Below are 22,873 nucleotides of genomic sequence, written 5' to 3'. Positions count from 1 at the left end.
ATGTCAGATATCCAAGTCGCATCTAGATATGCGAAGTCCATCTTTGAATTGGCTTCCGAAAAAGGCGTATTGGAGGCAACAGCCGCTGACTTTAAATTAATTCAGCAGGTGTGTAGCCAAAACCGCGACTTTGTGGTGATGCTGGAAAACCCGATCATTGGTATAGACAAAAAATGGGGAATCATTAAGTCTATATTCGAAGGGAAAATTTCAGAATTAGCCATGACTTTTCTGAATGTGGTCACCTCTAAAAACAGAGAAGAACATATTCAGTCGATCTCAGCAGCATTTGAGGAGCAATACAATGAGGCCAATGGTGTGGTGAAAGCACAGCTGACCACCACTGTAGCATTGGAAGCTTCACAGCTTACCCAATTTGAAGCTTTTGCTTTGAAGGAAAGTAAGGCCAAATCAGTACAGCTGGAGACCGCGGTTGATGACGCCCTGATAGGAGGATATATTTTACGCATCGGTGATCAATTGATTGATAACAGCGTAAAATCCCGATTGGCAAAACTCAGACAGAGCCTGTTGGCTAAAGTCTAAACATATAAATTTTTTACAGAATTAATCAAGAGTAATAATGGCTGAAGTAAGACCAGATGAGGTTTCGGCGATACTTCGAGATCAACTATCTAACTTCAAATCTGAAGCAGAATTAGAAGAAGTAGGTACCGTCCTTCAAATCGGTGATGGTGTTGCTCGTATATATGGTTTGACCAAGGCACAGGCTGGTGAGTTGATCGAATTTGAAAACGGCACCGAAGCATTGGTATTGAACCTGGAAGAAGATAATGTCGGAGCAGTATTGTTCGGAGATTCTTCCGGAGTAAAAGAAGGAGATAATGTTCGTCGTACAGGACGTATCGGTTCTATCCCTGTAGGGGAAGGCATGGTAGGTCGTGTAGTAAATATGTTGGGTCTGCCTATTGATGGTAAAGGACCTATCGCAGGTACTACCGTAGCAATGCCATTGGAGCGTAAAGCACCAGGGGTAATCTACCGTGAGCCTGTAACCGAGCCTCTTCAGACAGGCTTGAAGGCAGTGGATTCCATGACGCCGGTGGGTCGTGGTCAGCGTGAGTTGATCATTGGTGACCGCCAGACGGGAAAAACTGCTGTAGCGATTGATACCATTATCAATCAGAGAGAATTTTATGATGCAGGAGAGCCTGTGTTCTGTATTTATGTAGCGATTGGTCAGAAAGCTTCTACCGTAGCCAACATTGTACAGTCTTTGGAAAAGCATGGTGCATTGGATTATACTGTGGTTGTTTCGGCTTCCGCTTCTGATCCGGCTCCTATGCAGTTTTATGCGCCATTTACGGGTGCAGCTATCGGGGAGTACTTCCGTGATACTGGTCGTCCGGCTTTGGTGGTATATGATGATTTGTCCAAGCAGGCAGTAGCATACCGTGAGGTTTCTTTGTTGCTTCGTCGTCCTCCAGGGCGTGAGGCTTATCCTGGTGATGTATTCTACTTGCACTCCCGTCTACTAGAACGTGCGGCAAAGTTGAACTCCAATACTTCGGTAGCAGAGAAAATGAACGATTTGCCAGAGGGCTTGAAAGGTCAGGTAAAAGGTGGTGGTTCTTTGACTGCCCTTCCGATTATTGAAACTCAGGCCGGTGACGTTTCTGCTTATATCCCAACCAACGTAATTTCGATTACCGATGGTCAGATCTTCTTGGAGACTAACTTGTTTAACTCTGGTTTGCGTCCTGCAATGAACGTAGGTATTTCGGTATCTCGTGTAGGGGGTAATGCACAGATCAAGTCCATGAAGAAAATTGCAGGTACCTTGAAATTGGATTTGGCGCAGTTCCGTGAATTGGAAGCTTTTGCTAAATTCGGTTCTGATCTGGATGCCGCAACGAAATTGGTGATTGAGCGTGGTCGTCGTAACCAGGAAATTTTGAAGCAAGGGCAGTATCAGCCAATGCGCGTGGAAGATCAGGTAGCGATTATCTATGCTTCTACTAAAGGCTTCTTGGATAAGGTACCAGTAGAAAAGATCAAGGAATTTGAGGCAGAGTTTTTGGGCGTTTTACGCGAACAACATGCGCAAATTTTGGAAGGTCTTAAAGCCGGTAAACTGACCGACGAAGTGACCAATGGTTTGAAAGCAGTAGCAACAGACCTTGCGAAAAGATATGCATAATTGATGGGGAGCCTGAGTGATCAGGCTCATCCTTAATATTTTTTATAAATTATGGCAAACCTCAAAGAAATCAAGGCTCGGATAAAGTCTGTAAATTCTACCCAGCAGATTACCAAGGCAATGAAGTTGGTAGCTGCGTCTAAATTGCGCCGTGCGCAGGATAGAATTGTGCAGATGCGTCCCTACGCTCAAAAATTTGATGAGATTCTTGATCACGTAAATGAAGTATCTGCTGACGTTAAATTGAAAAGAGATTTCGGCCAAGTGCGTGAAGAAATCGAATCAGTTTTGGTGGTCGTAGTTACTTCTGACAGAGGATTGTGCGGTGGTTTTAATACAAACGCAATCAAACAGGCCAATCAAAGAATTGAAAACTTATATGCTTCCCAAAAAGCAGCAGGTAAGTTGACCATTCTACCTATTGGAAAGAAAGCATATGAGTATTATTTGAAAAATGGCTTTAATGTCGTGGACAAATATTACGAGTTGCTGACCGACCTTTCCTTTGCCAGTGCCCGAATGGTAGCGGAATATTTGATGCAATCGTTTATTGAAGGTATGTACGATCAAATTGACATCGTATATAATGAGTTCAAAAACGTAGCGACTCAAATTCTTCGTGAGGAAACCTTCCTTCCAACGGTATCTTCTGAAAAAGAAGAAGGCCATGAGGCAGCAATTGATTATATATTCGATCAGGATCCAAGTCAATTGTTGGATGAACTTATTCCTTACGGTTTGAAAGTGCGCTTTTTCCGTGCAGTGCTGGAATCCAATGCTTCCGAGCATGGAGCACGTATGACGGCCATGGATAAAGCAACAGAAAATGCCGCAGAATTATTGAAAGAATTGAATTTACAATACAACAGAACGCGTCAGGCAGCCATTACCACAGAGATCCTGGAGATCACTGCCGGGGCGGAAGCCTTGTCGAATGGCTAGCGAATACTGTATTGTCAAAATATCAGAAATCCATCCTTTTACGGATGGATTTTTTTTTGAAAAAATCTTACATCTTTTTTTTAAGGCCAATTAAGCCGTGTAGATCGGCTGTTATTTAGTGAGAAAAGGAGGTAAATCCTTGAAATTGATTCGTTTATCCACATTTTAAAAATTTGACAATATCAATAAAAAAATAGTTTAAATTGAAATAAAGCCTATTTTAAGAAAAGGATGTGGATAACTTTTCAATTGTGGATAAATAATTTTGAAAGTTTTGAGTTCAGTTTTTTTTGCCTCAAAATCAATTCAATAGGCTGGTTTTCCACTCTCTTTCCTACGTAATCCGTTATTTGGATGCCATTTTTACTGAAACCTTTATGTTTTCCACATGGTGTGGATAGTCCTGTGAGTAAGTCATGTTGATAAATACCAATACACTTTTAAAAATCATCCTTAAATCTCAAGTAATTGTGGGTTTAGTGGGTTGTGCGATCTTGATGTTTGGGCTTAATTTATTGAATATTAGCGTTAAAGAGGTAGGTTGGACACGATTTGTTTTCGTTTTTACCGCTTGTGTTCTTATTTATCGGATTGAATGGGTTATCCACAAATTTGGTGTGGATAAGGGCTTAAGCATGTGGATAAGTGGAAAAGGGCTGGAGTCCCGAATTTTTTATCCACTTTTGATACTGGTTTTACTTTTAAGCTTCTTCCTGGGAAGAAAGGAATGGTGGATGCTTTTTCATTTAGGCGTTATCTCTTTGCTCTACAATTTTCCAAGTACGCTTCCGGTCAATTTTAAACCCTGGCGATCTGTCCCGTTTTTAAAGGTATTTTTGATTGCCTATGTCTGGGCGATGTTGGGCAGTTATTATCCCGCCACTTTTTTGCAGATTCCCCTTCAAAGTGAGGGTTTGCTCATGCAGTTTGCCTGTCTCTTTTTTTATGTTTTCGGCATGACGCTCCCCTTTGATATTCGGGATTATTATACCGACCAGCGCCAACAGCTTTGGACAATTGCCGGTGCTATCGGAATACCAAAAACAAAGATTCTGGCGATGGTAAGCTTGTCACTTTTTTGTTATCTGGCGCTGGAGCTTGGGATCTCCTCCTGGTGGCTAGGCCTTACCTTCCTTCTGAGTTTAGTACTGGTGGGCTTGGCCAACCCTCTCCGATCATCATTTTACTATAATATTCTAATGGATGGGTCAATCCTGCTATTTCTATTAGGAGCGGTCTTTTGGGCATAAAAAAAAGCGTCCTAAGACGCCTTATTATTTATGTTTTTGCGTAAAACTATTCTACTCTGGCGCCTTCACCCGTCACCACGGTATAAGTCTTTAAGGCAATTCCCATTTCTTGTTTATAAGCTTCAGAAATCGCCGCGATGAACTGATCTACCGCTGCAGCTTTTACCAGGTTGATGGTACAACCGCCAAATCCACCGCCCATCATTCGGGCTCCGAAGACATTTTCGTACTCTCGGGTAATATCTACCAGGAAGTCCAATTCCTTACAGCTAACTTCATAGTCATTCTGCAAGCCGTCATGCGAGGCATAAATGAGTTTGCCTAATTCGAATAATTCATTATTCGAAAGGGCGCTGGCTGCAGCTTCCACCCGGTTATTTTCATTGATCACAAACTCACAACGTTTATAAATCACGGGATCAAATTCCGATCGGTGAGCTTTTAATAAATCAAGGGAAACATCACGCAGGCTATTGATGCTTTTGTCATATTTTTTCAGGATGGCAACTCCTGCCTCACATTGTTCTCTGCGCGTATTGTACTCGGAGGAGGCCAATGAGTGTGATACCCCGGTATCACAAAGTACCCACTTAAAACCACCTGTATTCAAAGGGAAAAGTGCTATTTCCTGCGATCGACAATCCAATTTGATCACCTTATCCTTTTCTCCAAAAGTAGAGGCAAATTGGTCCATAATACCGCATTTTACACCGGCATAATGGTGCTCAGCTGCTTGCCCGACCAATGCCAGAGATTTTTTATCCAAACCTCCCTTAAAAATCTCATTTAAGCCCGTCGCTAAAGCACATTCCAAAGCTGCTGATGAACTCAATCCGGCACCTAAAGGAACATCCCCGCCCATGACCAAATTAAAGCCCTCCACCTTTACGCCTTTGGCCATTAGCTCTGCCACTACGCCTTTAACGTAGTTGATCCAGCCTTCCGAGGCTTTTATGTCTTCCAGGCCGAATTCGGCTTCTTCTTCCAAATCAATAGCATAGGCTTTGACCGTTTTACTCTTGTTCGGCTGAAGTAGGCATACGATCTCCTTATCAATGGCTGCGGGCATTACAAAGCCCTCATTATAGTCTGTATGTTCTCCAATAAGATTAATTCTTCCTGGTGCTCTCGCGATCGTGGGTTTTCCGCCGTAAAGGGCTTCAAACTTTTCTTCAAGGTGTTTGGTAGTCATTGGTATTGTACGCTAAAAAAAAATGTAATGCTTTGAGTAAATGTAGCACAAAATGACCAAAAATTCATTGACGCAGCTCCACTAAGTTTTTTTCTTTTATCGCTTGAGAAAGTTGCGCCTAATTTCAAATTGAATCTTTCCTGCAATCGTTTGAATTTTACCCAATTCTTATCATATTTTTTTAATTTAAGCTTAATTTTGTTTTTCAAATTTATGATCGAGCTCATTTTTTGAGAATTAAGTTTTTATTTTTGAAAACAACACCCCCTTTATTTTTTAAATATTATAAATACAGCCGTATATTAGCTGAGAAATTTAGCATATTTTTGAATCTAGAAAACCTTTTTTAAACGGTATTTTGTGGTCCCACACATAGGGCCTAAAGCTTTTAGTAATCATGGCAGAAGTAATGGAAAAAAAGACAAACCAAGGGCAGGAAACGAACTATACCAAGCCCTTCATTATTTTGGTGGCGCTCTTTTTTGTCGTTGGGTTTTTAACAACGGCAAATGGACAATTTCAGGCACCATTAAAAACCGCCTTCCTGGCAAACGCAGGTAACCTAAAGAATACCTTGGTGACCCTCATCACCTTCGCTTTCTTTATGGGCTATCCGGCCATGGGAGGAGTTTCTTCAAGATGGATTGATAAGTTGGGTTATAGAAATACGCTGATCCGCGGATTAGTGATGTTGGTGGCTGCTCTGGGCGTGTTCCGTCTTTCTGTTTTTGCTGATGCCACTTTGGGTTCAGTTGCATTAACAGCAGAGGCAACCGTTCCTTATGCATTCTTTATTTTCTTGGCAGGTTCTTTCTTTATGGGTTGCTCTCTGGCAGTATTGCAGGTAGTAATTAACCCCTATTTGGTAAGTTGTAATGTTCCGGGCACTACTTCAGTGACTCGTATGAGTATTGGTGGATCTTCAAACTCAATTGGTACTACTATCGCGCCATATTTCGTGGCATTCTTGGTATTCAAAGGTGTGGAGAATCCAGCAGTGGAGCAAATGGGTATTCCATTTTTCGGATTGATGGCAGCAGTAGCATTGGTTGCTTTCATAATGAGTAAGCTGGAGTTACCGGAAATTCAGGGAACTACTTCAGGTGGAGATGTCAAATTAGAGAAAAGCGTTTGGTCATTTACTCACCTATTCTTGGGTGTTGTGGGTATCTTCGTTTATGTTGGTGTGGAGATCTGTATCGGTTCTAACATTAACCTTTATGCAGAAGACCTTGGATTACCAACAGATATTTATACTTTGATGGCTGCCTTGTACTGGGGTGGTATGTTAGCAGGGCGTTTGTTGGGCTCTACACTTTCAAGAGTTGCTGCACAAACCCAATTGGCCGTAGCCGCTTCAGGTGCTTTGGTATTAGTAACAGCAGGTATGTTGTTGAACCAACCATGGTTCCTAGTGGGTGCTGGGGTGTTCCACTCCATTATGTGGGGAGCAATCTTCGCTTTGGCTTTGGATAAATTAGGTAAGTATACCACAGCGGCTTCTGGCGCTTTGATGATTGGTGTAGCTGGTGGAGCGATCATTCCTTGGTTCCAGGGTATCGCAGCTGATGTTATGGGCGGCTGGCAGTGGACTTGGATTTTGGTTATTGCTTGTGAGGCTTACATCCTTTTCTATGCTTTGATTGGTCATAAGCACAGCCTGGCTGAAAATGCATAATTGAATTTATTTCGTGCGAAAGCACAACCCCAAATAAACTATGAGCATCCTGCAATTGCGGGATGCTTTTTTTTATGGGCCCTGCTGCCGCTTATACGCCAGCACCGGGCTTTCGCGGCTCACCCCATCTGCCTTTTGGGCCGCTGTGGTTTAAACAGGCCCGCTCTATCCCTGGTCCGGTTGGACGCGAGGAGATGGGGATCTGGAATAAGGGGCAATATTGGAAGGTTAGGAATGGGTTTGGTGGTCTTCCTGGTAGGCGAAAATCTAAGCCGAATGATTCACCATAAATTTAGTGGCTCGTCTTAAGCGGATTATTTTCAGGTCAATAATGTGTTGTTTGTTGATTTGTTAATAGCCCAAATTGGGGCAAGCTTGATTTTGCTTCATTCATCTGCTTTTTTGGAATAAACTTCAAATAGGGAACTATACCTTCATTTTACCCGCCTTTTAGCTAAACGAGGATTTTAGCATGAATAATCCGGGCTAAAGGCAGGGGACTTTAGGGAGTCCATAAAAAAATCCCTGCCGGTGAATACCAACAGGGATTTAAATTATATTTCTGCCAAAATACTTTGGCGATTAGTCTTCTTTTTTCAGGTTTAGTGCGATTTGCAGTTCATCCAATTGCGTTCCATCTACAGATGCCGGAGAGTCGATCATCACATCACGGCCCGAGTTGTTTTTCGGGAAGGCGATATAGTCACGGATAGACTCAGAACCACCGAACATCGCACACAAGCGGTCAAAGCCAAGGGCGATTCCACCATGCGGAGGAGCACCGTATTCAAATGCTTCCATCAGGAATCCAAACTGCTCCTTAGCTTCCTCATCCGTAAAACCAAGGTGTTTGAACATCAATTGCTGCTGCTCACGATCGTGGATACGAATAGAACCACCACCGATCTCCACACCATTGATCACCATATCATAAGCATTCGCACGAACCGCTCCCGGATCAGTGTCCAACAGCGCCATGTCTTCCGGCTTTGGAGAAGTGAATGGGTGGTGCATCGCATGGAAACGTTTGGTTTCTTCATCCCACTCTAGCAATGGGAAGTTTACGACCCATAGAGGTTTGAATTCTCCTTCTTTGCGCAAGCCCAATTCATTACCCATGTGGAGACGAAGCTCGTTCATCTGCTTGCGCACCTCATCTTTAGCACCCGAAAGTACCAGCAATAAGTCGCCTGCTTTTGCCTCCATTGTTTGTGCCCAGGCAGCTAATGCTTCCTGATCAAAGAACTTGTCAACGGAAGATTTAAAGGAACCATCCTCATTACACTTCACATAAACTAATCCTTTTGCGCCTACCTGCTGAGACTTTACAAAGTTTGTCAGGGCATCCAATTGCTTACGCGTATAGCTTGCGCAACCCTCTGCTTTAATTCCGACTACTAATTCAGCATCATCAAATACCTTGAAGCCTTTGTTTTGAGCCACCTCGTTCAGTTCCACGAACTCCATGCCGAAACGGATATCCGGTTTGTCAGAGCCGTAAAGACGCATCGCATCTGCATACTCCATATGCGGGAATTCACCAATTTCCTGGTTCAATACCATACGGAACAAGTGGCGCACCATCCCTTCGAAGATATCCAGAATATCCTGCTGCTCAATGAAAGCAAGTTCGCAGTCTATTTGGGTGAACTCCGGCTGGCGGTCGGCACGCAAATCTTCATCACGGAAACATTTTACAATTTGGAAGTAACGGTCAAAGCCCGATACCATCAATAACTGCTTGAAAGTTTGTGGGGATTGAGGCAAAGCGTAAAACTCTCCCGGGTTCATACGAGAAGGCACGATGAAGTCACGTGCGCCTTCCGGAGTAGATTTGATCAAAACAGGTGTTTCGATCTCCAAAAAGTTTTGCTCATCCAAGTAACGACGTACTTCCTGTGCAATGCGGTGGCGTAAGGCCAACTTCTCACGCACAGGATTACGACGAAGATCCAGGTAACGGTATTTCATGCGCAGGTCATCACCACCATCGGTATCATCCTCTATCATGAATGGAGGAAGTTTCGCCGCATTAAGAATTTCAATGGCCGAAACTTTGATCTCAATTGCCCCTGTTGGGATTTTATCATTCTTAGAGTAACGCTCTACTACCGTCCCGGTCGCCTGGATCACGAACTCACGTCCTAGCTGACGAGTCTTTTCCAAAACTTCAGGAGCAGTAACGCCCTCTTCAAAAATCAATTGGGTGATGCCGTAACGGTCACGAAGGTCAACCCAAGCCATGCCGCCTTTATCGCGAACACGCTGAACCCATCCGGACAGGGTAACTTCTTTATTGACATCCTCAATGCGGAGTTCTCCGCAGGTATGTGATCTGTACATATTTTGATAAGTAAATTTCCGTGCAAAGGTAAAAAAATATTAGCGGGAATGCTGAATATCGCCGATTTCAGGCCGGCTTTTTACCAATCGGGAATTTACAGGTTTTTTGGATCTTTTTTAGGGCTCGCTTTGCTTCTTTTTATAAAATATTGGGAAGTATTTGTGGGAAATATTTTAACCCGAATTATTCACCGTTCAATTCATCGAATCACGTTAAGGGGCTTTCCCTTAGGTTATTACAGGTGTTTTTCTTTGATTTTAATAGTCCAAATTGGGGCAAGCTTGCTTACTCCTCATTCATCTGCTTCCTTGGAAAAAAATGAAATGGGAAGATTTTCTTCATTTTTTCGTCCTTGTAGCTAAAGGAGGAAATAAGCCTGCCTAATTCGGCTTCATAAGCAGCCTGAAATTGTTCATCGAAAATGGCGGACAATAAAAACGATAATGGAAATATTGCCGTTGATAATGATAGAAAGCCACCAATTTTTTATGCCATGACCAATACAGACTTATTCAATCAATACCTGACTGATCGGATGGATAAAATGCCAGATCGGACCAAAGCTAAGCTCAATCCGCCAGTGATCACCATTTCCCGTGAGGCGGGATGTGGTGCAGAGCATATTGCAAAAAAGCTTTCCGCCAAAATGAATGCGCTTTATCCGAATGCTATGCCGCAGTGGCGCTATATAAATAAGGAGGTGATGGAGAAGGCGGCTGATAAGTTAAAAATGCGGGTGGATGAGGTAGAGCGAAACTATAATCAGGGACACCGCGAAGTAGTAGAGGATCTGTTCTTCAGCTTAGGAACCAATTATTATAATTTCAATGATACCAAGGTGAAGAAGACCATTGTAAACGTGGTTCGTGATTTCGCGCATCAGGGAAATATGATTATTGTAGGACGCGCCGGCGAATGCCTGACCGCCGATTTGGATCGGGTGTTGCAGACTACCATTCACGCACCTTTGGAATGGCGGGCACAGAACCTGATCAGGCGTTGGGGAATAGATAAGAAAGAGGCTTTGGAATATATTGATAAGAACGACAAGAAGCGGAAAGCCTTCCGTGATTTTTATGCCAAAGGTAAAGCACTGAGATACGACTTAAGCATTGATGCTTCTGCCTTCACCGAAGATGAAATTGTAGAGCTACTCTTTCAGACATTAAAGCTTAAAAAATATATAAAGTAACGCAACGAGGCTTTGTAATTGATTTTTTAGGAGAGGTTTACCTCTCCTTTTTTTATCTTTGCAGCCAAAAAGATGCAAGAAGCTTTCGCTTACGTATTCGCCGGATTTTTTATCCTTTCCTTACTATCCCTAATCGTGGGTTTGGTACGCCCCTGGCGTGTATTGTGGTTTTGGGATCAAGCCCATCGCTGGGGCGTGATCAAATTGTATGTTCCGCTTTCGGTTTTGTTTTATTTATTGTACTTCTGGCTCCGCTGAGGAAGTATTGTCCCCTTCCACCTTCACTAGCTTACGTGTAAAGAATAAAAGAGCATAACCCGGGGATTCAGAGGAGCTTGAGGCCTCTCCTTCATTAAGATGTAGTTTGGTGTTGGAATGATATTGCTTGATGGTCAGGGTATCTCTTCGATAATCTGTTATTTCCAGGTACACATATGGAGAAGGTAAGTAAGGATGATCCATATTAATGGATAAAACATTATAAAAGAATCCCCCATCATCATGTTTGCCAGGTATTCCCTGCAAACTAAAGGCACCTTCTGGGGAAATATTGTAAAAAGTTTTACTAAACTCTACATCCGGCTGTGGAGTCCCATAGGAATATTGACTCTCAATGACTTTCCATTTGCCATAGGCCAGGTAGGAAGGGTATATCAATTCCGGTTCTTCTTCATCTTGTGGTGCTGAACATCCAAAGGCTAAAAGAGCCAGACAAAGGGCTAAGAGGCCTTTTTTTAGATCTTTCATAGGTAGGTGTTTGTAAACTGAAAACAAGCAGGCTTGTTTTAAAAAAATGGTCGATCCAATTTATGAACCGACCATTTAAATTCCATCAATTTTTTGAATTTATTCTGCGCGCAGGATATATGCGGTGTGAGCGGGGACTTTTACTTCCCTGACTTCTCTTTTTATTCCTCTTTCTTTGATTTGCTTTCCATCTCCCACTAAAGACCAATAGCCACGGGGTAAATTGATGGTCTGCTGGCCAGCATCAGCATTAAAAATCACGATGATTTCCTTCCATTCGTCCAGATTCGCATAATTACTTATTTTGTAAGCGACGACGGCTTCGGGGGTATCCATGAATTCCAAATTATTCTGAATCATTTCAGCGGTAAGCATTCTAAAGGCCGGATGATTTTTACGCAATTGGATTAAGCCTTTGTAATAACTGACTATATCCTGATGCTGACTCTTCCAGTTCCAGTCGATTTGGTTGATGGCATCGGGCTTATTGTAGGAGTTATGTTCCCCTCCTTTGGTTCTTAGCATTTCTGATCCGGCATGGAGGAAAGGAACGCCCTGAGAGGTCAGGATCATGGTGGCGGCCAGGCGATCCAACTTTTGAATAGTTGCTTCACTGGCTTTGGGATTGGCAATCTTTAGCTTATCATAAAGCGTCTGGTTGTCATGACAGGATACGTAGTTGACGCACTGTGAAGGTTTGTTGGCCCAGGGAGCTTTACTATAATTGATTTTATTGTAATTGATCTGATCGTGCTGGATAGCGCCGACGATACCGAACTTTATGCTTTCTTTCAGGTCAAACTGACCTCCGATATAACCACTTTCTTCATCATAAAAAACAGATCCTTTTACCGCATCTCGCATATCATCTGAAAAAGCGGCAACATCAGTTAATTGGGTAGTATTTATTTTTAAGGCCTGTTCATCTGCCGGAAGCGGAGAGGCAGCTGCATTCCAGCCTTCTCCATAAACGTAAATGGAAGGATCAATCTCTTTTAATTCTGCAGACAACTGGTTCATGGTTTCAATATCATGAATGGCCATGAGATCAAAACGGAAACCATCCAGATGGTATTCTTTGGCCCAGTATTTACAGGATTCAATGATGTATTTCCGCATCATCGGATGTTCAGAGGCGGTTTCGTTACCACAGGCAGAGGCGTCAGAAAAGGTTCCATCCTCATTATGACGGTAGTAATAGCCCGGAGATTCCAGGTTGAAGTTAGCCTCATCGGTAAAGCCGGTATGGTTATACACCACATCTAACACCACCCGAATGCCTTTTTCATGAAATCCTTTGACCATTTCTTTAAACTCCCGGATTCTCACTGCGGGCTCATAAGGATTGGTAGCGTAAGAACCTTCGGGAACATTATAATTTTGAGGATCATATCCCCAGTTAAATTGTGGTTCGTCCAGTTTACTCTCATCCACGGAGCGGTAATCAAACGCAGGTAAAAGGTGTACATGCGTCACTCCCATTTCCTTGATATGGTCAATACCAGTTGCGAGTCCTTCCGGCGATTTGGTGCCTTTTTCTACTAAGCCTAAAAATTTGCCCGGATATTGACTGCCACTGGTTTCAGAGATGGTAACATCCCTCACATGAAGCTCATATAAGATAATATCGTTTGGGCGGGCAAGTAATGGCCGTTTATCTGCCTCCCAACCTTCCGGATTGGTTTTGGTTAAATCAATTACCTGAGCACGTTTCCCATTTACACCAACGGCTTGGGCATAAATGCCGGGGGTCTCCTCCAGCATTTCTTTGCCAATGTGGACCTGATAGGTATAAAATCTCCCTTCCTGATTCCCATTGACCACTAGCTTCCAAAGGCCATTTTTTTCATTAGATTTCAACATGGAAATGGTCTCTACAGGACTTCCCCCCTCTCCTTTCTCATAAAAATGAAGGTCTACCGCTGTTGCAGTAGGTGACCATACTTTAAATGTGGACTTCTCTGGGCTGAATTCAGGCCAAAGATCCCCGTGATATTCCGGGTAATCCAGGTAACTGTCGAACTTGGGGACAGCGGGGCCGCAACTAATCAGCAGTCCTGTCATGATAATTAGCAAGAGGTTGGAGAAATAAAGATTGCCTTTCATTTGAGTAACGTTAATGACACCTAAAAATAATGCAATGAGCTTAAGTTTACCAGCACTTCATGGGCAGATGAGCTCATTGGTGTAATTTTATTGTCATAAGTCGGCTTTGGATACAAAGTTTTTGATTTGAATAAAAAAAGCAATCTGAGGCGGCCAATTAATTGAAATCCGACAAAGATTGCTTTTCCTTTTATGGGCCTTCCACTAATGGAAAGCATAATATTGATTGCAGCATTAATATTCGAACGTACCGTTCTGTGTTTTCAGCGTTACCTTTTTGCTATCCGCAGCTTCAACTCGGCCAATGATTTGTGCTTCTACGCCAAAAGACTTGGAGATGTCGATAATCTCCTGTGCATATTGCTCCTCCAGGTATACTTCTAATCGGTGGCCCATATTGAAAACCTTGTACATCTCTTTCCAGTCGGTTCCACTTTCCTGATGGATCAATTTGAACAATGGAGGAATATCAAAGAAGTTATCTTTGATTACATGGATGTTGTCACCAATGAAATGGCCTACTTTTGTTTGGGCTCCGCCTGAACAGTGTACCATTCCGTCAATATGCTGACGGTGATTTTTAAAGATTTCCTGAGCTATTGGTGCATAAGTACGCGTAGCAGACAATACTAATTTGCCAGCATCTAATGGACTGCCTTCAACGGCATCCGTTAATTTACAAGATCCTGAGAAGATCAGGTCAGCGGGAACTGCTCCATCAAAAGCTTCCGGATATTTCTCCATATAGATCTTGTTGAAGACATCGTGACGTGCGGAAGTAAGGCCATTTGAGCCCATTCCACCGTTATACTGATCTTCATAGTTGGCCTGGCCATAGGATGCCAATCCCACAATGACATTGCCAGGCTTAATATTATGGTTAGAAATTACATCAGCACGCTTCATACGAGCAGTGACGGTTGAATCAACGATAACCGTTCTTACCAAGTCTCCCACATCAGCAGTTTCGCCACCTGTAGAGATAATGTTGATGCCATTGTCTCGTAGCATTTGCAATACTTCCTCGGTACCGTTAATTAAAGCGGCAATCACTTCACCTGGGATCAGGTTTTTGTTTCTTCCGATGGTGGAGGAAAGCAGAATATTATCTGTAGCGCCGACACAGATCAGGTCATCAATGTTCATGATAACCGCATCCTGTGCAATTCCTTTCCATACCGAAAGGTCACCGGTTTCTTTCCAATACATATAGGCTAGTGAGGACTTCGTTCCTGCGCCATCAGCATGCATAATGTTACAGTAAGCGGGGTCTCCGCCCAGGTAATCTTCTACAATTTTACAAAACGCCTGAGGGTAAAGCCCTTTGTCCACATTTTTAATCGCATTGTGTACGTCTTCCTTGGAAGCCGATACACCCCTTTGCATGTATCTTTCGTTCATCGGTGGGAATGTTAAAATTTGTGGCAAAGGTAAAAGTATTGATTAGAAAACTAAAGCATGCTTTCTATAAATCTTCCTGAAATGCGTGGTAAAAGGAAGAATCAGTCAATTTTAGCCTGAAATGGATGTGGTAGCCTAAGGCCATGGGCAAATTTTTATTTGTTTTCAGGAGAAAAAAGGTTGTTTCTTGAAAATGTAGGGTAAAAAAAAAGCATCCGGAATCCGAATGCTTTTCTTTTGTCCCAAAGTGGGTTTATTGTTCTTCCTCGTCTTCTCCCCCACCAAAGAATCGTTCTTCCAGGTCTTTGGACTGGTATTCCACTTTTTCCGCGGAAACTTTACGGGCATCCAGGCCGATGATTTTAAACTCTGTACGTCGGTTTTTTTGTCGACCTTCCGGATTGTCGGTACCATCCGGATTGGTATTGGCGGCAATGGGGGTGCTTTCTCCGTATCCTTTTGCTTTCAGGCGATCTGCAGCGATGCCATTTTCAATTAAATAGGCAACCGCAGAATTGGCGCGACGCTGTGAAAGATCCTGATTGTAAAGGGCCTCTCCCCGACTATCGGTATGGGATCCGAGTTCAATGCGGATTTTCGGGTTATCCACCAGCAAATTCACCAGTTTATCCAGTTCTACCGCTGCATCGTCCCGGATATTGTCTTTGTCAAAGTCATAGTAAATATTTTCGAGGACGATCGGCTTATCCAATACGATTTTATCTAGTACAATCTTGGTTTCGAAAACCACATTGGTGATGTTTTTGACTAGTCGCTCTTGCGGAACGGTTTTTCCCACGGTGGAGAAGTCGGTACGGGAGGTCAGGTAATCCACTTTGGAACCAAATAGTACATAATTCTCTGCCGGATATACGCGGAAGCGGAATTTACCATCCTCATTGGTGGTGGCTTCCCCCAGGATTTCTTCATTGGCGTCCATCAACTGCACCTGTGTGTCTTCCAGTATGTCCTCTGTTCCATCATCCCCGATCGTAACGGCAATACCGGTGAGATAGTAGTTCACTACCTTTAGCTCTGGATCATTATTGACGAAGGTATAGATGTCATCATCACCAGCACCGCCTTCTCGGTTGGAAGAGAAAAAACCTTTATTCAGGGAAAATAAGAAAAGGCCAAAATCATCCGCCGGAGAGTTTATGGGTTTTCCCAAATTGCGTACCTGAAGTTTTCCATCTTTACGTTCAGCTACAAAAAGGTCTAAGCCACCATATCCGGGATGTCCTTCTGAGGCAAAATAAAGCTTCCCGTCATCGGAAAGGTAGGGAAAGGATTCATTATCCGCCGTATTAATTTTATTTCCAAGGTTTCTGACATTTCCCCAACGGCCACGAGCATCTTTTTTGGCTACGTAGATGTCGGTTCCTCCGAAACCACCATTGCGATTACTGGCAAAATAGAGTTGCTTGCCATCGGGGCTGAAGGCCGGAGCAGAATCCCAGGCTTCTGGATCACTGGCAGCAATCATCTTGGGCTCAGACCATTCTCCTTTTCGATATTTGGACTCATACAAATTCACATCCTGTGTGCCTTTGCGTCGACCGGTATTTCCGCGGGCAAAGATCATGGTTTTTCCATCCGGAGAGAAGGTGATGGTGCCTTCATTGGCCCCGTTGGAGTATAATTCTTTGATTTGTTCAGCCGTTTCGATCTCCACGCGTGCCCCTTTGGTCTTCACTTCCCAAATGTGAGTGAAAGGGGTGCCCGTAGCACGATAAATGTCGTTTCCTTCGCGGTTGGAGGTAAAATATAATTTCCCTTTCGTGTACACAGGTGCGTATTCTGCACTCGGGGAATTGATAGCTTCCAGGTTTTTCACCCGATAGGTAGGTTCTTTATCTTCCTCGGCTAATAATAGCTCCAGGTTGTCCACATAGTTGTTGCATAGGTCAATCACCTCTACATTTGAGGCACCTTGAAGGAAATAATCCAAATGATCCTTGGCCTCCTTGTACCTTTCATTGGCCACTAGCGCTTTGGCATAATAGTAATTGGCCATTTCCTCCGGGGCTCCGGCACGTAAAGCTTCTTCATAATAGGGCAGGGCTTCTTTCAGGCGATTGGAGAGTCGGTAAGACTCCGCAATCATATAGTTGGCCTCTGGGACAGCTTTGCCGGAGGCAGCCTGCTTCTTGAATTGCTTAAGTGCCAGTTCATATTCCCCTGCATCATGTTTCTTATAGCCTTTTTTCAAGGCAAGATCTTGCAGGAAGCATCCGCTCAGGCTAATGGAAAGTGCCAAAAAGAGGCTTAAGGAAAATTTATTCATAGTGTTGAATCGGGCGTTAGGCTAAGCTTAATTGAAAAATCGGGAAAGCCAGGAATCTTTGGCCGGAAGAATCCAGTTGTTCTCAAAGTCTTCTTTGGATTGCACCACGGTATTGAACATAGGACTTTCCGCATGAATCTCTCCTGAAGCAATTTTACTTTTGAGGGCGTTCATTGGAAATCCTTCCGTAATTCCCTGAAAATACACCGTTGTTCTGTTGAATGGGTCGGTCTTATAATTTTCCGCCACCTGACGAACAAAGCCAACAGAGGAATCAATGGAACAACCGGTGGCTCCGGCGCTACTCTCATCCACGGCGATTATCAAAAAGCGACCTTCTTCCAACCGCATGGAGGCATGCAGATCTTTGCCATGGGCTTGCCATTGATTCAAAAAGGTGACGGCTTCTTGTTGCAGGTTCGTTTGTTCCTCTTCCGACAGGACACGGTCCAGACTATAGATCCATAATCTGGCAGAAGCGGGAAGTTCATTAAATGGTACGTACATAATTTTATAAAAAGCTTTTTGACCAACAGCGTGTTGACCCTCAATCTTTCACAAAAATCTCGGCTTTCAATCTATTTACGAAAAAAAGGAGGATATAATTGTCTGATTCACTCAAAAAAATAAGTCTTTGAATATTTTTTGACAAAAAAGGGAAGTGAAAAGAAACAAAAATGCCGGTTTTAGGCTTACCAGCATTTTTATTAAGAAGTATTTTTTTGAAATCCCCCGTCCAAAAGTACTTGCTTTGGTCAGGGGATTTTGAGGGCTGTAGCCCTGAAGTAAAATGGTTATTAGGAATAAGCATCCGGTGCATATGCTGTAGTTCAGCGGCACCGAATATTTTGGGCTTGTATCTAAAAAGATGCAAAGGTTATTTTTTTAAAGGATGTCTTCGGCTTCAGCAATTAATTCGGCCAAATCACGTACTTCTACTTCCCCTTCTTTTTCTTTATTCTTTACCCCATCGCTCATCATGGTCATGCAGAAGGGACAACCGGAAGCAATAATCTTGGCGCCAGTATCTAGTGCCTCTTCCGTTCGCTCAATATTGATGTCTTTGTTGCCTTGCTCAGGTTCTTTAAACATTTGAGCACCACCGGCTCCACAGCAGAGTCCTTTGGTTTTACACCTTTTCATTTCCACCAGTTCCGCATCCAGCACTTCCAGTACTTTCCTTGGGGCTTCATAGACATTATTGGCACGGCCGAGGTAGCAGGAATCATGGAAGGTGATTTTCTTTCCTTTGAAAGCACCGCCTTCCGCTTTTACCTTGCCTTCATCAATGAGCTGTTGTAATAAGGCAGAATGATGCATGACCTCGTATTTTCCCCCAAGAGCAGGGTATTCATTCTTCAGGGTATTGAAACAATGAGGGCAAGCAGTCACGATTTTGGTGATTTCATAGCCGTTCAATACCTGAATGTTAGACATGGCCTGCATTTGAAACAAAAATTCGTTTCCTGCTCTGCGGGCAGGGTCGCCGGTACAGGTTTCTTCCTCTCCTAATACGGCGAACTTTATGCCCACCTTGTTGAGAATTTTCACAAAAGCCTTAGTCACTTTCTTGTAGCGGTCATCGAAGGATCCGGCGCAACCAACCCAGAATAGAATATCCGGTTTTTCGCCTTTGGCGGCCAATTCGGCCATGGTAGGTATATGAATGATATTGTCAGACATGGGAATCTCGGTTAGTGGGTTTTATTTGTTTTCTGCTTCGGTTTTCAGGTCATTCGCCCAGGAGAAACGGTCGGTTGGAGGGAATTTCCATGGGGTGAAGCTGGTTTCTACGTTTTGGAACATGGCATTCCAGGATTGTGGGGTGGAGGATTCCTCCATGGCCATATAGCGGCGCATTTCCAGGATGATGGACAGCGGATCTATGGTGATCGGACAGGCTTCTACGCAGGCGTTACAGGTGGTGCAGGCCAATAATTCCTCCTTGTTGATATAATCTCCGTAGAGGCTTTTCCCATCTTCGAGTCCTTTACCGCCTTTGCTGATGCTCATGCCGACTTCTTCGGCACGGTCCCTGGTTTTCATCATGATGGCTCTGGGGGAAAGTGCTTTGCCGGTCATATTGGCCGGGCAATTATCCGTACAGCGGCCACATTCGGTACAGGCGTAGGCGTCCATCAGGTTTTTCCAGCTCAGGTCATTGATGTCTTTGGCGCCAAAGCGTGGAATTTCTGCCGGAGGAGGATCCGCCGGCATGCCGAGCATGGATTTCACTTCATTGGTGACATTGTCCATATTTTTGATTTCCCCTTTAGGCTTCAGGTTAGAGAAGTAAGTGTTGGGAAAGGCCAGGAATATGTGCAGGTGCTTGGAATAAGTGATGTAGAAAGCGAAGGCAAGAATGCCGACGATATGTCCCCACCAGCTGGCGCGTTCAATAATGATGAGCGCATTATCACTCAATCCTGAGAAAAGGGGGACAAAAAAACCACTGAAAAAGAACTCCCCGGTAAGGGGGTAATGGGCGACGCCTCTGCTTTGCAACACCTGATCAGCACCATTCATGGCGAGAATAGCAAACATCAAAACGGTTTCGATGACCAATATTAAGGTGGCATCCAGAGTGGGCCAGCCCTTCATCTCGATTTTAGTAAAGCGGCTGAGCTTTAATACGTGGCGGCGAATAAAGAAAACCACGCAGGAAAAGATAACACCAATGGCCAGGAATTCAAAAAAGTTAATCAGTACCGGATAGAAGGAGCCCAGCACGGGGGCAAAAAGGCGGTGCGTGCCTAGTATCCCATCCAGAACGATTTCCAGAACTTCCAGATTGATTAACAGAAAGCCCACGTATATTAATAAGTGGAGGAAAGCGGGAATGGGGCGCTTGAACATTTTCTTTTGGCCAAAGGCAACCAGCAGCATGGTTTTTAGTCGCTCCATAGGTTGGTCGGTGCGGTCTTCCTCTTTACCTAGTAGAATGTTTTTTCGGATTTGCAGGATACGCCGCCCAATAAAATAGCCGGAAATAGCCAGCACAGCCAAAAAGACGAGCTGAGAGATAAGGGTCATGTTGATTTGTGTTTTGTTTTGGGTCTTATTCAGGTTAACGCATAAAAACCAAATCGTAAAAGCCGGTATTCTGTCTTAAATCTCAGGGATCTCTCCTTTCCCTTTTCAACAGTTGAAAAAGGGGGCTCTATCCCCGGAATTTACGGCTTCTGTTCGGGTGTTATTAGCGTTTGGTTTGGTTCAAATGGCCTTTTTGTTAATAATCAGGCACATCCTCTTATTTAATATAACCAATGTTTATAAATAAATGTCGATTAATACCATAAAATATTCTGCATGCAGAGTAATTTTTACATGATCAGGAGAAAAACAGGGCTTAATCAGAGAAAAAAGGGAGTAAGGTGGCGTAGAATTGTAGATTTTTTTGGTGATAGCGCTTGTGTTTAAAACAAAATGCCGTATGTTTGCAATCCGAAACGACAAGGTGCCTTAGCTCAGTTGGTAGAGCATCGGACTGAAAATCCGTGAGTCGGTGGTTCGAGTCCACTAGGCACCACCATTTTCGTACTCAGAAAGCCTAAGAAAGGCCTTTTGAGGAAGTTTCGACAGGCAAACAAGAAGGTGCCTTAGCTCAGTTGGTAGAGCATCGGACTGAAAATCCGTGAGTCGGTGGTTCGAGTCCACTAGGCACCACTCTTTTTTGTTTACGTCATTTTGGGGCGTCCTGAAATGGCAATCATCTTTGTTTAAGAAGGTGCCTTAGCTCAGTTGGTAGAGCATCGGACTGAAAATCCGTGAGTCGGTGGTTCGAGTCCACTAGGCACCACTCTTTTTTTCCTGGGACACTATGAAATTATGGTGCTTTAGCTCAGTTGGTAGAGCATCGGACTGAAAATCCGTGAGTCGGTGGTTCGAGTCCACTAAGCACCACCCTTGTCCCAAGGGATAAAGGTGAGAGAATTTGAATAATAATTTGGTGCCTTAGCTCAGTTGGTAGAGCATCGGACTGAAAATCCGTGAGTCGGTGGTTCGAGTCCACTAGGCACCACTTTATTTTGACTCCCTTGAGGAGTTTTCGAGGCAATGCAATTTGTTGGTGCCTTAGCTCAGTTGGTAGAGCATCGGACTGAAAATCCGTGAGTCGGTGGTTCGAGTCCACTAGGCACCACCATTTCTTTTTTAGGAGATGGTGGAACACAAAAAGCAAAGCATTTCGGTGCCTTAGCTCAGTTGGTAGAGCATCGGACTGAAAATCCGTGAGTCGGTGGTTCGAGTCCACTAGGCACCACGATTTTGACTGTAAAAAGTCAATCTCTGTTACAAAGATAAAAGGTCGCAAGCTTCCAATTTGCGACCTTTTTATTTGTCCACACTTTTGATCTCATTTGCATCAAAAAAGAGACAGGCAGGCCATCATCCGGTCGAAACAATCCACAAAAGCATTTACCAGTATCAGGAAAAGGGGCTTCCCGCGATAAACGCGGTCGGGCTACCGTCAGTCGCTCTGAACATCGGGGCGGACAGGCGGTCTGAGGTTTTGAATCGTCTGCCCGCCCCGATGTTCAGGAGCTCCAACAGTCGGCGCTGCCTCTGCCGGTATCCCTAAGCCGAATCGCCTTTGGCTCCCACCTTGGCCTGTCGGCCGCGGCGCCCTACCTCTTTCCCTATTCCTCGGCTTTGTATCCAAAAAGCGACAAATTCCCTCAAAACACTACCGTCAAGCCCCTAAATCCTGCCTCCCATCGCCAGAATATTCTTTAGCCCTCGTCGCAAGCGACTGGTCCCCTTCCCGCCTGCGGGCCAATGGGGAATTGATCCGGATAAATCCGGGGAATCCCCACTACTGCCCATTTCCCTGTCGGGAAGGAAGAATTCCGGGGATTATGGTGTTTCAAAGGGCACATCGCTAAGGCTCCCACCTTGGCCTTTCGGCCGCGGCGCTTTGCCTTTTTCGCTATTCCCCGGCTTTGTATCCAAAAAGCGACAATCTCTTTCAAAATACATCCTCCCAGTTACCACATCTTGCTTCCCATCACCAGAATGTTCTTTAGCTCTCGTCGCAAGCGACTCGTCCCCTTCCCGCCTGCGGGCCAATGGGAGAATTGATCCGGCAATATCCGGGGAATCCCCACTACCGCCATTTCCCTGTCGGGAAGGAAGAATTCCGAGGATTAAGGTGTTTCAAAGAGCGCATCGCTAAGGCTCAGCCTTGGCCTGTCGGCCGCGGCACTTTGCCTCTCCCCCTATTCCTCAGCTTTGCCTCCAAAAAGCGACAAATTCCCTCAAAACACTACCGTCAAGCCCCTAAATCTTGCCTCCCATCGCCAGATTGTTCTTTAGCCCTCGCCGCAAGCGACTGGTCCCCTTCCCGCCTGCGGGCAAATGGGGGAATTGATCCGGTAAAATCCGGGGAATCCCCACTACTGCCCATTTTCCTTGTCGGGAAGGAAGAAGCCCGGGGATTATGGTGTTTCAAAGGGCGTATCGCTAAGGCTCAGCCTTGGCCTGTCGGCCGCGGCACCCAGCATAAAAGTAGAGGTTTAACAGTTTTGCATCAAATTAGGTGCAGACCCTGGTGGTGGAGAAGATTATTGTGGGTT

At 44.3% G+C, this 22,873-nt stretch carries 16 protein-coding genes and 7 tRNA genes; 13 read left to right on the top strand and 10 right to left on the bottom strand.

Annotated elements, in window-relative coordinates:
- The 4 genes from atpH (at window position 1) to AAA970_RS13860 (ending at window position 4,353) form a co-directional block, all read left to right on the top strand.
- On the top strand, window positions 1–546 hold the full coding sequence (atpH, locus tag AAA970_RS13875; RefSeq protein WP_053406613.1) for an ATP synthase F1 subunit delta: 546 nt from the start codon (window positions 1–3) through the stop codon (window positions 544–546).
- A gap of 37 nt (window positions 547–583) precedes the next feature.
- Window positions 584–2,161 carry a F0F1 ATP synthase subunit alpha gene (atpA, locus tag AAA970_RS13870; RefSeq protein ID WP_053406614.1) on the top strand — a complete coding sequence of 526 codons (1,578 nt, stop codon included), beginning with the start codon at window positions 584–586 and terminating at the stop codon, window positions 2,159–2,161.
- A gap of 51 nt (window positions 2,162–2,212) precedes the next feature.
- Entirely contained in the window at window positions 2,213–3,103 is an 891-nt protein-coding gene (gene atpG / locus AAA970_RS13865; RefSeq protein ID WP_338237534.1) for an ATP synthase F1 subunit gamma, read from the top strand.
- Window positions 3,104–3,519: 416 nt separating this feature from the next.
- Window positions 3,520–4,353, top strand: a complete 834-nt coding sequence (locus tag AAA970_RS13860; RefSeq protein WP_338237533.1) for a hypothetical protein — start codon at window positions 3,520–3,522, stop codon at window positions 4,351–4,353.
- A gap of 46 nt (window positions 4,354–4,399) precedes the next feature.
- Here AAA970_RS13860 and galK read toward each other — a convergent pair whose 3' ends face one another.
- Window positions 4,400–5,545, bottom strand: a complete 1,146-nt coding sequence (gene galK, locus AAA970_RS13855) for a galactokinase (RefSeq protein WP_338237532.1) — start codon at window positions 5,543–5,545, stop codon at window positions 4,400–4,402.
- Window positions 5,546–5,942: 397 nt separating this feature from the next.
- Here galK and AAA970_RS13850 point away from each other — a divergent pair, with 397 nt between their 5' ends.
- Window positions 5,943–7,223, top strand: a complete 1,281-nt coding sequence (locus AAA970_RS13850; protein ID WP_338237531.1) for an MFS transporter — start codon at window positions 5,943–5,945, stop codon at window positions 7,221–7,223.
- 582 nt (window positions 7,224–7,805) lie between these two features.
- On the opposite strand, the gene aspS is transcribed toward AAA970_RS13850, so the two are convergent.
- Window positions 7,806–9,566: an aspartate--tRNA ligase gene (gene aspS, locus AAA970_RS13845; RefSeq protein ID WP_338237530.1), complete on the bottom strand. Its 1,761-nt coding sequence runs from the start codon at window positions 9,564–9,566 to the stop codon at window positions 7,806–7,808.
- Window positions 9,567–9,988: 422 nt separating this feature from the next.
- Between aspS and AAA970_RS13840 the strand changes: the two genes are divergently transcribed.
- Window positions 9,989–10,759, top strand: a complete 771-nt coding sequence (locus tag AAA970_RS13840) for a cytidylate kinase-like family protein (protein WP_338237529.1) — start codon at window positions 9,989–9,991, stop codon at window positions 10,757–10,759.
- Between the two features lie 234 nt (window positions 10,760–10,993).
- On the opposite strand, the gene AAA970_RS13835 is transcribed toward AAA970_RS13840, so the two are convergent.
- From AAA970_RS13835 to AAA970_RS13805, 7 genes are all read right to left on the bottom strand, one after another.
- The gene (locus AAA970_RS13835; RefSeq protein ID WP_338237528.1) at window positions 10,994–11,506 is read right to left on the bottom strand and encodes a hypothetical protein; all 513 of its coding nucleotides are present in this window, start codon (window positions 11,504–11,506) and stop codon (window positions 10,994–10,996) included.
- A gap of 99 nt (window positions 11,507–11,605) precedes the next feature.
- Entirely contained in the window at window positions 11,606–13,612 is a 2,007-nt protein-coding gene (gene pulA / locus AAA970_RS13830) for a type I pullulanase (RefSeq protein ID WP_338237527.1), read from the bottom strand.
- A 234-nt stretch (window positions 13,613–13,846) separates the two neighbouring features.
- Complete coding sequence (locus tag AAA970_RS13825) at window positions 13,847–15,013, bottom strand: AIR synthase related protein (RefSeq protein ID WP_053406625.1); 1,167 nt, start codon at window positions 15,011–15,013, stop codon at window positions 13,847–13,849.
- A gap of 253 nt (window positions 15,014–15,266) precedes the next feature.
- Window positions 15,267–17,300, bottom strand: a complete 2,034-nt coding sequence (locus AAA970_RS13820; protein ID WP_338237526.1) for a CHU_0125 family OmpA-like outer membrane integrity protein — start codon at window positions 17,298–17,300, stop codon at window positions 15,267–15,269.
- Between the two features lie 27 nt (window positions 17,301–17,327).
- Window positions 17,328–17,807: a hypothetical protein gene (locus tag AAA970_RS13815; RefSeq protein WP_053406628.1), complete on the bottom strand. Its 480-nt coding sequence runs from the start codon at window positions 17,805–17,807 to the stop codon at window positions 17,328–17,330.
- 378 nt (window positions 17,808–18,185) lie between these two features.
- Window positions 18,186–18,983, bottom strand: coding sequence for a (Fe-S)-binding protein (locus AAA970_RS13810; RefSeq protein WP_338237525.1), 798 nt, complete (start codon window positions 18,981–18,983; stop codon window positions 18,186–18,188).
- A 21-nt stretch (window positions 18,984–19,004) separates the two neighbouring features.
- The gene (locus tag AAA970_RS13805) at window positions 19,005–20,333 is read right to left on the bottom strand and encodes a 4Fe-4S dicluster domain-containing protein (RefSeq protein ID WP_338237524.1); all 1,329 of its coding nucleotides are present in this window, start codon (window positions 20,331–20,333) and stop codon (window positions 19,005–19,007) included.
- Between the two features lie 423 nt (window positions 20,334–20,756).
- Here AAA970_RS13805 and AAA970_RS13800 point away from each other — a divergent pair.
- From AAA970_RS13800 to AAA970_RS13770, 7 genes are all read left to right on the top strand, one after another.
- Window positions 20,757–20,832, top strand: a tRNA-Phe gene (locus AAA970_RS13800).
- Between the two features lie 61 nt (window positions 20,833–20,893).
- A tRNA-Phe gene (locus tag AAA970_RS13795) sits at window positions 20,894–20,966 on the top strand.
- Window positions 20,967–21,026: 60 nt separating this feature from the next.
- Window positions 21,027–21,099 (top strand) — tRNA-Phe (locus tag AAA970_RS13790).
- A 31-nt stretch (window positions 21,100–21,130) separates the two neighbouring features.
- Window positions 21,131–21,203 (top strand) — tRNA-Phe (locus AAA970_RS13785).
- Window positions 21,204–21,248: 45 nt separating this feature from the next.
- Window positions 21,249–21,321, top strand: a tRNA-Phe gene (locus AAA970_RS13780).
- Between the two features lie 47 nt (window positions 21,322–21,368).
- Window positions 21,369–21,444: transfer RNA gene (locus AAA970_RS13775), tRNA-Phe, on the top strand.
- Between the two features lie 44 nt (window positions 21,445–21,488).
- Window positions 21,489–21,561: transfer RNA gene (locus AAA970_RS13770), tRNA-Phe, on the top strand.
- A 469-nt stretch (window positions 21,562–22,030) separates the two neighbouring features.
- Here the strand turns inward: AAA970_RS13770 and AAA970_RS13765 are convergent.
- The gene (locus AAA970_RS13765) at window positions 22,031–22,270 is read right to left on the bottom strand and encodes a hypothetical protein (protein ID WP_338237523.1); all 240 of its coding nucleotides are present in this window, start codon (window positions 22,268–22,270) and stop codon (window positions 22,031–22,033) included.
- Window positions 22,271–22,873: the final 603 nt, after the last annotated feature.

Source organism: Persicobacter diffluens (assembly GCF_036244895.1).
In the GTDB taxonomy this organism is placed as follows: domain Bacteria; phylum Bacteroidota; class Bacteroidia; order Cytophagales; family Cyclobacteriaceae; genus Persicobacter; species Persicobacter diffluens.
The sequence above is the reverse complement of the archived record's forward strand: the minus strand, read 5'-3'. Positions and strand labels throughout refer to the sequence as shown.

Coding starts and splice junctions, on each gene's coding strand:
- atpG (WP_338237534.1), top strand. CDS start 2,213: ATGGCAAACCTCAAAGAAATCAAGGCTCGGATAAAGTCTGTAAATTCT.
- AAA970_RS13860 (WP_338237533.1), top strand. CDS start 3,520: ATGTTGATAAATACCAATACACTTTTAAAAATCATCCTTAAATCTCAA.
- AAA970_RS13840 (WP_338237529.1), top strand. CDS start 9,989: ATGGCGGACAATAAAAACGATAATGGAAATATTGCCGTTGATAATGAT.
- AAA970_RS13835 (WP_338237528.1), bottom strand. CDS start 11,506: ATGAAAGATCTAAAAAAAGGCCTCTTAGCCCTTTGTCTGGCTCTTTTA.
- pulA (WP_338237527.1), bottom strand. CDS start 13,612: ATGAAAGGCAATCTTTATTTCTCCAACCTCTTGCTAATTATCATGACA.
- galK (WP_338237532.1), bottom strand. CDS start 5,545: ATGACTACCAAACACCTTGAAGAAAAGTTTGAAGCCCTTTACGGCGGA.
- AAA970_RS13810 (WP_338237525.1), bottom strand. CDS start 18,983: ATGTCTGACAATATCATTCATATACCTACCATGGCCGAATTGGCCGCC.
- atpH (WP_053406613.1), top strand. CDS start 1: ATGTCAGATATCCAAGTCGCATCTAGATATGCGAAGTCCATCTTTGAA.
- AAA970_RS13850 (WP_338237531.1), top strand. CDS start 5,943: ATGGCAGAAGTAATGGAAAAAAAGACAAACCAAGGGCAGGAAACGAAC.
- AAA970_RS13820 (WP_338237526.1), bottom strand. CDS start 17,300: ATGAATAAATTTTCCTTAAGCCTCTTTTTGGCACTTTCCATTAGCCTG.
- AAA970_RS13815 (WP_053406628.1), bottom strand. CDS start 17,807: ATGTACGTACCATTTAATGAACTTCCCGCTTCTGCCAGATTATGGATC.
- AAA970_RS13825 (WP_053406625.1), bottom strand. CDS start 15,013: ATGAACGAAAGATACATGCAAAGGGGTGTATCGGCTTCCAAGGAAGAC.
- atpA (WP_053406614.1), top strand. CDS start 584: ATGGCTGAAGTAAGACCAGATGAGGTTTCGGCGATACTTCGAGATCAA.
- AAA970_RS13805 (WP_338237524.1), bottom strand. CDS start 20,333: ATGACCCTTATCTCTCAGCTCGTCTTTTTGGCTGTGCTGGCTATTTCC.
- aspS (WP_338237530.1), bottom strand. CDS start 9,566: ATGTACAGATCACATACCTGCGGAGAACTCCGCATTGAGGATGTCAAT.